This is a genomic window from Streptomyces sp. NPDC088747, assembly GCF_044751025.1.
In the GTDB taxonomy this organism is placed as follows: domain Bacteria; phylum Actinomycetota; class Actinomycetes; order Streptomycetales; family Streptomycetaceae; genus Streptomyces.
This window is the reverse complement of sequence record NZ_JBIVKZ010000015.1, coordinates 158,663-171,444: the sequence shown is the minus strand read 5'-3', so window position 1 is coordinate 171,444 and position 12,782 is coordinate 158,663. Positions and strand designations below refer to the sequence as shown.

Below are 12,782 nucleotides of genomic sequence, written 5' to 3'. Positions count from 1 at the left end.
GCCACCGGGAAAGCCCGATTCGGACTTGTTCGGAGGACGTGACAACATGCCGTCATGTCCTCCGCACTGACCGATCTCTTCCCGCTTCCGATCGTGCAGGCCCCCATGGCGGGCGGAGTGTCCGTCCCGCATCTCGCGGCCGCCGTGTCCGAGGCCGGCGGGCTCGGGTTCCTCGCCGCCGGGTACAAGACCGCCGACGGTATGTACCAGGAGATCAAGCAGCTGCGCGGGATCACCACCCGCCCCTTCGGTGTGAACCTCTTCATGCCGCACCCGGAGTTCGCGGACAAGGCCGCCGTCGAGGTCTACGCCAGCCAGCTCGCCGGTGAGGCCGCGTGGTACGAGACCGAACTGGGCGAGCCGGACAGCGGCCGTGACGACGGCTACGACGCCAAACTCGCGGTCCTCCACGACAACCCGGTGCCGGTGGTCTCCTTCCACTTCGGCATCCCCGCCCAGGACGTCCTGGAGTCCCTCGCCCGCGCCGGCACCCTCACCCTGGTCACCGCGACCACGGCCGAGGAGGCACTCGCCGTGGAACGGGCCGGCGCCGCCGCCGTCATCGTGCAGGGCGTCGAGGCGGGCGGCCACCAGGGCACCCACCGCGACAACCCGGAGACGGACGGCACCGGCATCGGACTGCTCTCGCTGATCGCGCAGGTGCGCCAGACCGTGCGGATCCCGGTCGTCGCCGCGGGCGGCATCATGCGCGGCAGCCAGATCGCCGCGGTGCTCGCGGCCGGCGCGAACGCGGCCCAGCTCGGCACGGCGTTCCTCGCCACCCCCGAGTCCGGCGCGCACGCCGTGCACAAGCAGGCGCTGACCAACCCCCTCTTCGTACGTACGGAGTTGACACGAGCCTTCTCCGGGCGCCCGGCGCGCGGACTGGTCAACCGGTTCCTGCGGGAGCACGGTCCCTACGCGCCCGCCGCCTACCCCGAGGTCCACCACCTCACCTCGCCGCTGCGCAAGGCGGCGGCCAAGGCGGGCGACGCGCAGGGCATGGCGCTGTGGGCGGGCCAGGGGCACAAGATGGCCCGGGAGATGCCCGCGGCGCAGCTGGTGGAGGTGCTGAGCGCCGAACTCGAGGCGGCGACGACAGCGTTGTCGACGTTCCCGGAGGACGGGGCCGGGGGTACGGGCCGATGACGGCGCCGGTGTTCGTGGTCGAGCACTTCCAGGCGGGTGAGGGCGGGCGTTACGTCCTCGACGGGGCCGAGGGACGGCACGCGGTCTCCGTGAAGCGGCTGCGGGCCGGTGAGGACGTGGTCCTCACCGACGGGGCGGGTCGCTGGGCGGACTGCGTGGTGACCGGCAGCGAGGGCAAGGACCGGCTCGTCGTGCACATGGACTCCGTCTCCGAGGAACCGGCGGAGGAGCCCCGCCTCACCGTCGTGCAGGCCCTGCCCAAGGGCGACCGGGGCGAGCTGGCCGTCGAGACGATGACCGAGACGGGCGTGGACGCGATCGTTCCCTGGACGGCGTCCCGCTGTGTCACGCAGTGGAAGGGCGAGCGGGGCCTGAAGGCGCTCGCCAAGTGGCGGGCCACCGCCCGCGAGGCGGGCAAGCAGTCCCGCCGGGTCCGCTTTCCCGAGGTCGCGGACGCGATGACGACCCGGCAGGTTGCCGCACTTCTCGCCAAAGCCGATCTCGCGGCCGTGCTGCACGAGAGCGGCGACGAACCCCTGGCCACCGCCGAACTCCCCGCACGGGGTGAGATCGTGCTCGTGATCGGCCCCGAAGGAGGCGTCTCCCCGGAGGAGCTGACGCTCTTCGCCGAGGCGGGCGCACGGGCCTACCGTCTGGGGCGCAGCGTGCTGCGCACCTCGACCGCCGGGACCGCGGCGGCGGCACTGCTCCTGGGCCGCACCGGTCGCTGGTCCTAGACCACTTGGACCACTGGAGGTTCCCTTGGAACTCGCCCAAGTACGGCTGCTCGTCTCTGACTTCCCGGCCTGCTATCGCTTCTACGCCGAAGTCCTCGGCCTCAAGCCCCAGTCGGGCGCGACCGGGGGGCCGTACGAGAAGTTCAGTCCCGTCACCGGCTCGGCGGGCATCGCCCTCCAGGACCGCGCGATGATGGCCCGGATCCTGGGTGAACTGGGCGAACTGGTGACGGGGCACCGCTCGCTGGTGGTGCTGCGGGTGGACGACCTGGACGCCTACTGCGAGCAGATCACCGCACGCGGCGCGACCCTCCTGCACGATCCGGCTCCGATGACCGACCGGATGCGCGCCGCCCATCTCAAGGACCCGGAGGGGAACCTGGTGGAACTCCAGGAGTGGCTGCTGCTGCGCGGCTGAACCGGCCGCCGGGTGTGAATCGTCCGAACGGGCGGTCCGCGCCCGGGTGTTCGAGTGTGCGGGGCGAGGTTTCGGGAGTGGCCGCATGCGGTCTTCCGTGTCACCCGCGTCGGTGGCACCCTGCCGTCCATGGGGGCTTCGAGACGGACAGGACGACGGATCGCACAGCGCCGGACAGTGGCGGCGGTGGGTCTCGCGGTGTTCGCCGTGGGCGGCGTCGTCGCGTGCGAGCCCGGCGGACTGAGCTCCGCCACGGTGGCGTACACGACCGACCAGACCGTGACGAAGGAGCTGGAGCGGCGGAACGCGGACGTGGCCTGGCTGAGCTGCACGGCGGCGTACGACGGTGACAACGAGATCCAGACGCCCGGCAGTTCGGTCTCGCCGGCCGAGGACACCGTGGCCGACATCGACTGCACGGGGGAGACCTCCGACGGGCAGGACATCACCGTCACCGGCAAGGTCACCCGGGCCGTCAGCGGCCGGTGCGTACGCGGCGACCTGACCGCCGAGATCGACGGCAAGCAGTGGTTCCACGTGACCGGGCTCGGCAACTGCGACGCGCCCGCCACGCCCGGGTACACCCCGCCCGTCAACGACCCCGACCCCGCCGTCACGGTGACCGTCACCCGGACCGTCTGGTGCCAGGGGAACCCCACCTGCTGGCCCGAGGGCAAGTGACCGGAGCCGTGCGGGAGTAGGGCTCGTGGGCGTCCCGGGTGACGGCTGAGGGGCGCCCGGGACGCCGGTGACCTGTGCCGTGCGGGAAGGCAAGTGATCGAAACCCCTGTCCGGGGGCCTGATCGCTGCCTAAGGTGATCGGGTGACAGAGTCCGCACCCTCCGGGTATCTCCGGTTTCCGCATCTGCACGGCGATCTGGTCGCCTTCACCGCCGAGGACGACATCTGGGTCGCCCCGCTGGAGGGGGCGGGCCGCGCCTGGCGGGTCAGCGCCGACAACGTACCGGTGAACCATCCACGCATCTCCCCGGACGGGACCACCGTCGCCTGGACGTCCACCCGCGACGGCGCCCCCGAGGTGCACGCCGCCTCGCTGACCGGCGGACCGTCCAAAAGGCTGACGTACTGGGGGAGTTCGAAGACCCAGGTGCGCGGCTGGACCCCCGACGGGCAGATCGTCGCGCTCAGCACCCAGGGGCAGGCCAGCCTGCGCCGCACCTGGGCGCGGGCCGTCCCGCTCGACGGCGGTCCCGCCACCACGCTGCCGTACGGGCCCGTCGGCGACGTCGTCCACGGAGACCCCGGCGTGCTCCTGCTGTCCGCTCCCATGGGGCGCGAGGCCGCCTGGTGGAAGCGCTACCGCGGCGGCACGGCGGGCAAGCTGTGGATCGACCGCGAGGGCGACGGCGAGTTCGTACGGCTGCACGAGGAGCTGGACGGGAACCTGGAGTACCCCCTGTGGGTCGGGGAGCGGGTCGCGTTCCTGTCCGACCACGAGGGAGTCGGAGCGCTCTACTCCTCCCTCCCGGACGGCTCCGGACTGCGACGGCACACGGACAGTGCGGGAGAGTTCTACGCGCGGCACGCGGCGACCGACGGCACCCGTGTCGTGTACGCCAGCGCCGGTGAACTGTGGCTCCTCGACGACCTCGACGGCGCCGAGCCGCGCCGGCTCGACCTGCCGCTCGGCGGACAGCGCGCCGACCTCCAGCCCCAACCCGTCAGCGCCGCCCGCTGGTTCGGGGCCGCCGCACCCGACCACACCGGACGCGGCAGCGCCATCTCCGTGCGCGGCTCCGTCCACTGGGTCACCCACCGCTCGGGACCGGCCCGCGCGCTCGCCGCCACACCCGGCGTACGCGCCCGGCTGCCCCGCACCTTCCGGGCGGAGGGCGAGGAGCACGTGGTGTGGGTGACCGACGCCGAGGGCGACGACGCCCTCGAGTTCGCCCCCGCGACCGGCGTCGCACCCGGAGCCACCCCACGCCGGCTCGCCGCCGGACAGCTCGGACGGGTCCTCGGCCTCGCCATGTCGCCCGACGGCAGCCGCGCCGCCGTCGCCTCGCACGACGGGCGCGTCCTGCTCGTCGAGCGAGAGACCGGCGAGGTGCGCGAGGTCGACCGCGCCGAGGACGGCGACGTCAGCGGCCTGACCTTCTCGCCCGACTCCTCGTGGCTCGCCTGGTCGCACCCCGGCCCGCGCCCGCTGCGCCAGCTCAGGATCGCCAACACCACCGACCTGTCGGTGACCGAGGCGACCCCGCTCCGATTCCGGGACTACGCACCCGCGTTCACCCTCGACGGCAAGCACCTGGCGTTCCTGTCCGCCCGCTCCTTCGACCCGGTCTACGACGAGCACGTCTTCGACCTCGCGTTCGTGGGCGGCTCCCGGCCGCACCTCATCACGCTCGCCGCGACCACGCCGTCCCCCTTCGGGCCGCAGCGCCACGGCCGCCCCTTCGAGGCGCCGGACAAGGACGAGACCCCCGACAGCGAGGGCGCGCCCACGACCCGCATCGACCTCGACGGACTCGCCGACCGGATCGTGCCGTTCCCCGTCGAGGCCGCCCGCTACACCGGCCTGCGCGCCGCCAGGGACGGAGTGCTGTGGCTGCGGCACCCGGTCCGCGGAGTGCTCGGCTCCTCCCGCGCCACCCCCGACGACCCGGACCCCAAGACGGAGCTGGAGCGGTACGACCTCGTCCAGCAGCGCATCGAGCATCTCTCCGCCGACGCCGACCACTTCGCCGTCAGCGGCGACGGCAAACGCGTCCTGCTGTGGACCGACGGCAAACTCAAGGTCGTACCCAGCGACCGGCGCGCCTCGAACGACGAGGAGAGCGACACGAACATCACCGTCGACCTCTCGCGCGTACGGCAGAACGTCGACCCGGTCGCCGAGTGGCGGCAGATGTTCGACGAGACCGGCCGCCTCATGCGCGACAACTTCTGGCGGCCCGACCTCGGCGGCATCGACTGGGACGGCGTCCTGGACCGGTACCGGCCGCTGCTCGAACGGCTCGCCACCCACGACGACCTCGTGGACCTCCTCTGGGAGGTACAGGGCGAACTCGGCACCTCGCACGCCTACGTCACTCCGCGCGGCGGCTGGAGCGGCGGCGACCGGGCGCAGGGGCTGCTCGGGGCCGACATCTCCCGTCACGAGGACGGCAGTTGGCGCATCGACCGGATCCTCCCCTCGGAGACCTCCGACCCCCACGCGCAGGCGCCGCTCGCCGCGCCCGGAGTCGCCGTACGCGCCGGGGACGCGATCGTCGCCGTCTCGGGGCAGCCGGTGGACCCGGTCGCCGGTCCCGGACCGCTGCTCGTCGGCACCGCGGGCAAGCCCGTCGAGCTGACCGTCTCCCCGTCCGGCGGCGGCGATCCGCGGCACGCCGTCGTGGTGCCGGTCTCCGACGAGGAGCCGCTCCGCTACCACGCGTGGGTCGCCGACCGGCGGGCCTACGTCCACGAACGGTCCGGCGGACGGCTCGGGTATCTGCACGTCCCCGACATGCAGGCGCCCGGCTGGGCCCAGATCCACCGCGACCTGCGCGTCGAGGTGGCCCGCGAGGGACTCGTCGTCGACGTCCGTGAGAACCGCGGCGGCCACACCTCCCAGCTCGTCATCGAGAAGCTCGCGCGCCGGATCGTGGGCTGGGACCTGCCACGCGGCATGCGGCCCTACAGCTACCCCGAGGACGCGCCGCGCGGGCCCGTCGTCGCCGTCGCCAACGAGTTCTCCGGCTCCGACGGCGACATCGTGAACGCGGCGATCAAGGCCCTCGGTATCGGCCCGGTGGTCGGCACGCGGACCTGGGGCGGCGTCATCGGCATCGACAGCCGCTACCGGCTCGTCGACGGCACGCTCGTCACCCAGCCCAAGTACGCCTTCTGGCTGGAGGGTTACGCGTGGGGCGTGGAGAACCACGGCGTCGACCCGGACGTCGAGGTCGTCCAGACGCCGCAGGACCACGCCGCCGGGCGGGACACGCAGCTGGACGAGGCGATCCGGATCGCGTTGGCCGCGTTGGAGGAGACTCCAGCGAAGGCTGCGCCCGCTTTGCCGCCGCTGTGACTCGGCCTCGGCTGCGCCGTCGGCCTTGGGTTCGGCTTCGCCGTCGGCTCTGGCTTCGGCTTCCGCTTTGACTTCCGCTTCGGCTTCGGTCTTGGCCTTGGCTTTGACTTCGGCCTTAGCTTTGGCTTCGGCGGTGGCTTTGACTTCGGCCTTGGCTTCGGCGGTGGCTTTGACTTCGGCTTCGGCCGGGGCCCGCGCCGTTACGATGTACGCAATCTAGGAGGCATACGTGGTGGGAGAGCCGCAGGACGACTGTCTGTTCTGCAAGATCGTCGCGGGGCAGATCCCGGCCGACGTGGTCCGGGAGACGGAGACGACCGTCGCGTTCCGGGACATCAACCCGCAGGCGCCCACCCACGTCTTGGTCATCCCCAGGGTGCACCACCCGGACGCGGCGTCGCTGGCTGCCGCCGAGCCCGACATCGCCGCGGACGTCCTGCGCGAGGCCGGCCAGGTCGCGGGCGAGGAGAAGCTGGAGAGCTACCGCATCGTGTTCAACACCGGCGCCGGCGCCGGGCAGACCGTCTTCCACGCGCACGCCCACGTGATGGGCGGCCGGGGCATGCAGTGGCCGCCGGGATAACCGGTCTTGTCCGCACGTGAACTGGTGGTCCTCGGCACGGCCAGCCAGGTCCCCACCCGTCATCGCAACCACAACGGCTACCTGCTGCGCTGGGACGGGCAGGGGCTGCTGTTCGACCCCGGCGAGGGGACCCAGCGGCAGATGCTGCGCGCCGGGGTCGCCGCGCACGACCTGCACCGGATCTGCGTCACCCACTTCCACGGCGACCACTCGCTCGGGCTCGCCGGCGTCATCCAGCGCATCAACCTCGACCGGGTGCCGCACGAGGTGACCGCGCACTACCCCCGCTCCGGGCAGCGGTTCTTCGACCGCCTGCGGTACGCGACGGCCTACCGCGAGAGCGTCGAGCTGACGGAGGCGCCGGTCGACTCCGACGGCGTACTCGCCGTCAGCGACTCGTACACGCTGGAGGCCCGGCTGCTCTCCCACCCCGTCGAGGCGTACGGCTACCGGCTGGTCGAGCCCGACGGGCGGCGGATGCTGCCCGGACTCCTCGCCGAGCGGGGTGTCACCGGGCCCGATGTCGGGCGGTTGCAGCGGGAGGGCGGGCTCCCCGGTGTGACCCTCGACGACGTGAGCGAGGTGCGGCGCGGCCAGCGGTTCGCGTTCGTCATGGACACCCGGCTGTGCGACGGGGTGTACGCGCTCGCCGAGGGGTGCGACATGCTCGTCATCGAGTCCACGTTCCTCGACGAGGACCTGCGACTGGCCGAGGACCACGGGCACCTGACCGCCGGGCAGGCCGGAGCCGTCGCCGCCGGGGCCGGCGTACGGCATCTCGTGCTCACGCACTTCAGCCAGCGGTACTCCGAGCCGGACATGTTCGAGCGGCAGGCCCGGGCGGCGGGGTTCGAGGGGGAGCTGACCGTGGCACACGATCTGGTTCGGGTGCCGGTTCCCAAGCGGGTGTGACAGGGGGCCTGATGAGGGCTTTAGGATGATTTGATGCCCCTCCCCAAAGCTGAACTCCACCTTCATGTCGAAGGCACCCTCGAACCCGAGCTGGCCTTCGCGCTCGCCGCGCGCAACGGCGTGACCCTGCCGTACGCGGACACCCAGGAGTTGCGCAAGGCGTACCTCTTCGACGATCTCCAGACGTTCCTGAACCTGTACTACGAGCTCATGGCGGTCCTCCGTACCGAGCGTGACTTCGAGGACCTCGCCGACGCCTACCTCGCGCGGGCCGCGGCGCAGGGCGTGCGGCACGCCGAGATCTTCTTCGATCCGCAGGCGCACATCGCGCGGGGGGTCGGGATGGGGACCGTCGTGGAGGGGCTCTCGCGGGCGCTCGGGCGCAGCGAGGAGAGCCACGGGGTGTCCACGCAGCTCATCATGTGCTTCCTCCGGGACGAGTCCGCCGAGTCCGCCATGGCGACGCTGGCGGCCGCGGAGCCGTACCTCGACCGGATCGTCGGTGTCGGGCTCGACTCCGCCGAGGTCGGGCATCCGCCGGTGAAGTTCCGGGAGGTGTACGAGGCCGCTGCCGCGTTGGGGTTGCGGCGGGTCGCGCATGCGGGGGAGGAGGGGCCGCCGTCGTACATCACCGAGGCGTTGGACGTGCTCGGTGTCGAGCGGGTCGATCACGGGTTGCGGTGCATGGAGGACGACGCGCTGGTGGAGCGGCTGGTGCGGGAGCGGGTGCCGTTGACGTTGTGTCCCCTGTCGAACGTGCGGTTGCGGGCGGTGTCGGTGCTGGAGGCGCATCCGCTGGTGGCGATGATGGACGCGGGGTTGCTGTGCACCGTGAACTCCGACGATCCCGCCTATTTCGGGGGGTATGTCGGGGACGCCTTCCACGCTGTGCGTGAGGCGTTGGGGCTTGGGCCGGAGCGGTTGCGGGAGCTGGCCCGGAACTCGTTCGAGGCGTCGTTCCTGGAGCATGACGAGGGGCGGCGGGCTCGGTATCTCGCCGAGGTCGAGGCGTACGAGTTTCCGTAGGCGGTGGGTGGGTGGGCGCCGGGTGGGTGGGTCGGGGCCGGGGGCCGGTACATCCGCCCGTCGCCGCCGGATCAGACGCCGGTTGAGTGGAGACGGGTCCGGTGACGCGGGCGTACGCGACGGGCATGTGATGTACCGGCCCCCGGCCCCTCCCGCCGGTGGGCGGCTTTCCCTTTCAGTTCCGGCCCGGGAATCTTCAGCCCGTCCGGCGTTTGAGGACGAGCGCGAAGCGCGAAAGGGGGGTCTGGGGGCGCAGCCCCCAGGTACGGGATGGGTAGGGGCGGAGGGGGCGAAGGAAAGGGGGTCAGGTGGTGCGGCCGAAGCCGATGGTGGGGACTGCTCGGCGTAGGGGCCAGGGGCGGGAGGATTCGGGGAGGAGGGGTTCGAGGAAGGCGTAGCGCTGGAGGGCGGTGGGGTCCTGGGCCGGGACGGACTGGACGCGGCGCCACCACGCGGCGATCTCGGACCACCCGGGCGCGGAGAGCGACCCGCCGAACTCCTGGACGGAGAGCGCGGCGGTGAGCCCGGCGAAGGCGAGCCGGTCGGCGAGCGGCCAGTCGGCGAGGGTGGCCATGACGAAACCGGCGACGAAGACGTCCCCCGCGCCGGTGGGGTCAAGGGCCTCGACGGCGATGGCGGGCACCTCGGCGCTCTGCCCGGTACGCCCGTCCACGGCGTACGCACCCTCCGCCCCGAGGGTCACCACGGCGAGCGGCACGTGCTCGGTGAGCGCGTGGGCCGCCGCCCGGGGACAGGACGCGCCGGTGTACCGCATCGCCTCCTCCGCGTTGGGCAGGAACGCCTCGCAGTGCGCGAGGTCGGACAGCCCCGCCAGATCCCAGGCCCCCGTGTCGTCCCAGCCGACGTCCGCGAAGATCCGGGCGCCCTTGCTCGCGGCCTGCGCGATCCAGGGCGCGGGCTTGCCGGGCGTCAGGGCGGCCACGGCGGCACGGGCGGTCGGCGGGCAGTCGGGAGCCGGTTCCTCCGGGGGAGGCTCGTGGCCGTGGGAGACCATCGTGCGCTCACCCTCGTACGCCATCGACACGGTGACCGGCGAGTGCCAGCCGGGCACCGTACGGGACGGCGAGAGGTCGATGTGCTCGCCCTGCTCCAGGGCGTCCCAGCAGTACTCCCCGTAGTGGTCGTCCCCGAAGGCCGCCGCGAGGGAGGTCTTCAGGCCCAGCCGCGCCAGCGCCGTCGCCATGTTCGCCACCCCGCCGGGGCTCGACCCCATCCCGCGCGCCCAGGACTCGGTCCCGCGCACCGGGGCGGAGGCGAGCCCGGTGAAGATGATGTCGAGAAACACGGTGCCCGTGAGATAGACGTCCCAGGGCGGATCCTGGGGCGTGCGCAGCCCCGCGAGCGGGTCGACGTGCGCGTGGCAGTACGGTCGCTCTCCGTGGGATGCGGTCACGTTGTGCTCCCTGGCGTGATGCGGATTCACGCCAGTCTGCACCACGTTGTGCGCGGGGCGGCGGTGAGCACGCCCGCGCCCGCTGTCCCGTCAGTACCGGACGAGCGCGCCGGGTCACCAGCGGGGGACGGCCGGTGTCACCCACTCCGGGTCGGCGATCCGCATCGCGGCCTCGTCGTCGCGGTCGTGCAGCATGCCGTCGTCATCGAGCCAGCGCTGGTGCAGGAACCGCAGCTTGTCGTGGTCCAGCTCGACGCCGAGGCCGGGTGCGTCGGAGACCCTGAGGGAGCCGTTCTCGAAGGTGAGGCGCTCGGTCAGCACGTCCTCGGACTGCCAGGGGTAGTGCGAGTCGCAGGCGTGGTGGAGGTTCGGGACCGTCGAGGCGACGTGGGTCATCGCGGCGAGTGAGATGCCGAGGTGGGTGTTGGAATGCATGGACACGCCGACGCCGAACGTGCGGCAGACGGCGGCCAGTTCACGCGTGTTGCGCAGTCCGCCCCAGTAGTGGTGGTCGGACAGCACGACCTGCACGGCCCCCTTGGTGAAGGCCTCCTGGATCTCCGCGAAGGTCGTCACGCACATGTTGGTGGCGAGCGGGACGGAGGTGCGCGCCGCGATCTCCGCCATGGCGGGGGTGCCGAGCGCCGGGTCCTCCAGGTATTCGAGTACGTCGCCCAGTTCCGCGGCGACCTTCAGCGAGGTCTCCACGGACCAGGCGCCGTTGGGGTCGAGACGCAGCGGGTGCCCGGGGAAGGCCTCGGCGAGCGCCCGTACGGCGGCGACCTCCTCGTCGGGCGGGAAGACGCCGCCCTTGAGCTTGAACGAGGTGAATCCGTACCGTTCGGTGAACTTCCGCGCCTGCTCGACGACTCCGGCCGGGTCGAGCGCCGCGCCCCAGTCGTCCCTCTCGCTCCTGACCCCCTCCGGGTGCCGGTCCCACTTGTAGAAGAGGTACGCGCTGTACTCCACCGCGTCCCGCACCCTGCCGCCGAGCAGCGCGTGCACCGGCAGGTCGAGTGCCTTGCCGAGCGCGTCCAGACAGGCCACCTCGAAGGCGGAGACCACGGACAGCCGCAGCTTGTCGGCGGTCTGGACGCCGCGCAGTCCGCCGACGTCGATCCGGGTGGCGACCCGGCCCTGGTCGACGGCCACCTCGTCGGCGACGGTGAACAGCCCGTTCAGATCGGTGACTTGACGGCCCACGAGTTTCCCGGCGAACGGCCGGGCGAGCTCCAGGTACTTGCTGTCGCCGTAGGTCTCGCCGACACCCGTCACCCCGTCCGCCGTGACGACCTCCACGATCAGCCGGGGGGTGTAGGGCTGGTGCACGCCCTGCGTGTTGAGCAGCGGCGGGTCGGCGACCAGGATCGGGGTCAGCCGGACTTCGCCGATGGTCAGGTCGCGGGTCACTGGGCGACTCCTACGGGAGTGGGGGACGACACGAGGTCGAGTCCGGCGGCGAGCAGTTTCTCCAGGTCGGCGAGGTCGGCGGGTGACGGGTCGGTGAGAGGCGCGCGGACGGGGCCCACGGGACGGCCGCGCAGCCGGGCGGCGGCCTTCACCAGCGAGACGGCGTAGCCGGTCCGGCGGTCGCGGAGTTCGACGAAGGGGATGTAGAAGTCGCGCAGCAGCCGGTCCATGGCCGCGTCGTCGCGATCCCGGTGGGCCGTGAAGAACGCGCCGGCGATCTCGGGCGCGAACGCGTGCACGGCCGAGGAGTAGGCCGGGACGCCGACAGCGGCGTACGCGCGGGCCTGGATCTCCGCGGTGGCCGCCCCGTTGAAGAACAGGAACCCCTCGGGGGCCGCGAGGGTGAGCCGCTGCAACCGGTCGAGGTCGCTGTGGCCGTCCTTGAGTCCGATGACGCCGGGGACGCGGGTGAGGCGCTCCAGCGAGCGGGTGCTGAACGTGACCTGGCCGCGCTGGTAGACGATGAGCGGCAGCCGGGTGCGCAGGGCGATCTGCTCCACCTGTGCGACGAGTCCCTCCTGCGGACCCTCGACGAGATAGTGCGGCAGCACGAGCAGGGCGTCGGCGCCCGCCTCCTCGGCGATGCGGGCGAAGCGGGCCGCCTGCGCCCAGCCGTACCCGGTCCCGGCGACCACGGGCAGGCGCTTGGCGGCCACCTCGACGGTCGCGGTGACGACCCGCCGGTACTCGTCCTCGTCGAGCGAGAAGAACTCGCCGGTGCCGCAGGCGGGGAAGACGGCGCCGGGGCCGGTGGCGATCTGTGCCTCCACATGGGCACGGAAGCCGTCGAGGTCGAGGGAGCCGTCGCGGTGGAAGCTGGTGAGCGGGAACGACAGCACACCGCGTGCCATCCCGTCCCGCAGCCGCTCCACGACGGCCTCTCTGCGCATGTCCGCGGTCGTCCCCGCCATCGTCTCCGCCGTCCTGATCTGCTGTCCCGGTCTCCGGGTACGGATAGGGATCGTGTCTACGTATGAAGATGGAGGTTAGGTACGCGAACGGCAGCCGTCAATGGCACCGGCGCTCACGCCTAC

At 72.2% G+C, this 12,782-nt stretch carries 11 protein-coding genes; 8 read left to right on the top strand and 3 right to left on the bottom strand.

Annotated features, from left to right (window positions below; genetic code table 11):
* Nucleotides 1-54 precede the first annotated feature (54 nt).
* The 8 genes from ACIP79_RS30730 to ACIP79_RS30695 all read left to right on the top strand — a co-directional run bounded on the left by ACIP79_RS30730 (nucleotide 55) and on the right by ACIP79_RS30695 (nucleotide 8,864).
* Nucleotides 55-1,149 carry a nitronate monooxygenase gene (locus tag ACIP79_RS30730; RefSeq protein ID WP_401228367.1) on the top strand — a complete coding sequence of 365 codons (1,095 nt, stop codon included), beginning with the start codon at nucleotides 55-57 and terminating at the stop codon, nucleotides 1,147-1,149.
* Nucleotides 1,146-1,886, top strand: a complete 741-nt coding sequence (locus tag ACIP79_RS30725) for a 16S rRNA (uracil(1498)-N(3))-methyltransferase (RefSeq protein WP_401228365.1) — start codon at nucleotides 1,146-1,148, stop codon at nucleotides 1,884-1,886. Before ACIP79_RS30730 ends, ACIP79_RS30725 begins: the two co-directional genes overlap by 4 nt.
* A gap of 25 nt (nucleotides 1,887-1,911) precedes the next feature.
* Nucleotides 1,912-2,304 (top strand): VOC family protein, encoded by a 393-nt coding sequence (locus ACIP79_RS30720; protein ID WP_383684975.1) that lies wholly within the window; start codon nucleotides 1,912-1,914, stop codon nucleotides 2,302-2,304.
* Nucleotides 2,305-2,433: 129 nt separating this feature from the next.
* Nucleotides 2,434-2,985 carry a hypothetical protein gene (locus ACIP79_RS30715; protein ID WP_401228363.1) on the top strand — a complete coding sequence of 184 codons (552 nt, stop codon included), beginning with the start codon at nucleotides 2,434-2,436 and terminating at the stop codon, nucleotides 2,983-2,985.
* 142 nt (nucleotides 2,986-3,127) lie between these two features.
* Nucleotides 3,128-6,343, top strand: a complete 3,216-nt coding sequence (locus ACIP79_RS30710) for a S41 family peptidase (protein WP_401228361.1) — start codon at nucleotides 3,128-3,130, stop codon at nucleotides 6,341-6,343.
* 229 nt (nucleotides 6,344-6,572) lie between these two features.
* A complete protein-coding gene (locus tag ACIP79_RS30705; protein WP_383684981.1) occupies nucleotides 6,573-6,926 on the top strand; it encodes a histidine triad nucleotide-binding protein in 354 nt (117 codons plus the stop codon).
* A gap of 6 nt (nucleotides 6,927-6,932) precedes the next feature.
* On the top strand, nucleotides 6,933-7,838 hold the full coding sequence (locus ACIP79_RS30700) for a ribonuclease Z (RefSeq protein ID WP_401228359.1): 906 nt from the start codon (nucleotides 6,933-6,935) through the stop codon (nucleotides 7,836-7,838).
* A gap of 33 nt (nucleotides 7,839-7,871) precedes the next feature.
* Nucleotides 7,872-8,864 (top strand): adenosine deaminase, encoded by a 993-nt coding sequence (locus ACIP79_RS30695; RefSeq protein WP_401228357.1) that lies wholly within the window; start codon nucleotides 7,872-7,874, stop codon nucleotides 8,862-8,864.
* Nucleotides 8,865-9,168: 304 nt separating this feature from the next.
* Here the strand turns inward: ACIP79_RS30695 and ACIP79_RS30690 are convergent, their stop codons facing one another.
* The 3 genes from ACIP79_RS30690 to ACIP79_RS30680 all read right to left on the bottom strand — a co-directional run bounded on the left by ACIP79_RS30690 (nucleotide 9,169) and on the right by ACIP79_RS30680 (nucleotide 12,659).
* On the bottom strand, nucleotides 9,169-10,278 hold the full coding sequence (locus ACIP79_RS30690) for a carbohydrate kinase family protein (protein WP_383684868.1): 1,110 nt from the start codon (nucleotides 10,276-10,278) through the stop codon (nucleotides 9,169-9,171).
* A gap of 114 nt (nucleotides 10,279-10,392) precedes the next feature.
* Nucleotides 10,393-11,688, bottom strand: coding sequence for a glucarate dehydratase family protein (locus ACIP79_RS30685; protein WP_401228356.1), 1,296 nt, complete (start codon nucleotides 11,686-11,688; stop codon nucleotides 10,393-10,395).
* Nucleotides 11,685-12,659, bottom strand: coding sequence for a 5-dehydro-4-deoxyglucarate dehydratase (locus tag ACIP79_RS30680; protein WP_401228354.1), 975 nt, complete (start codon nucleotides 12,657-12,659; stop codon nucleotides 11,685-11,687). Before ACIP79_RS30680 ends, ACIP79_RS30685 begins: the two co-directional genes overlap by 4 nt.
* Nucleotides 12,660-12,782 lie beyond the last annotated feature (123 nt).

Coding starts and splice junctions, on each gene's coding strand:
- ACIP79_RS30680 (WP_401228354.1), bottom strand. CDS start 12,659: ATGGCGGGGACGACCGCGGACATGCGCAGAGAGGCCGTCGTGGAGCGG.
- ACIP79_RS30715 (WP_401228363.1), top strand. CDS start 2,434: ATGGGGGCTTCGAGACGGACAGGACGACGGATCGCACAGCGCCGGACA.
- ACIP79_RS30730 (WP_401228367.1), top strand. CDS start 55: ATGTCCTCCGCACTGACCGATCTCTTCCCGCTTCCGATCGTGCAGGCC.
- ACIP79_RS30695 (WP_401228357.1), top strand. CDS start 7,872: ATGCCCCTCCCCAAAGCTGAACTCCACCTTCATGTCGAAGGCACCCTC.
- ACIP79_RS30725 (WP_401228365.1), top strand. CDS start 1,146: ATGACGGCGCCGGTGTTCGTGGTCGAGCACTTCCAGGCGGGTGAGGGC.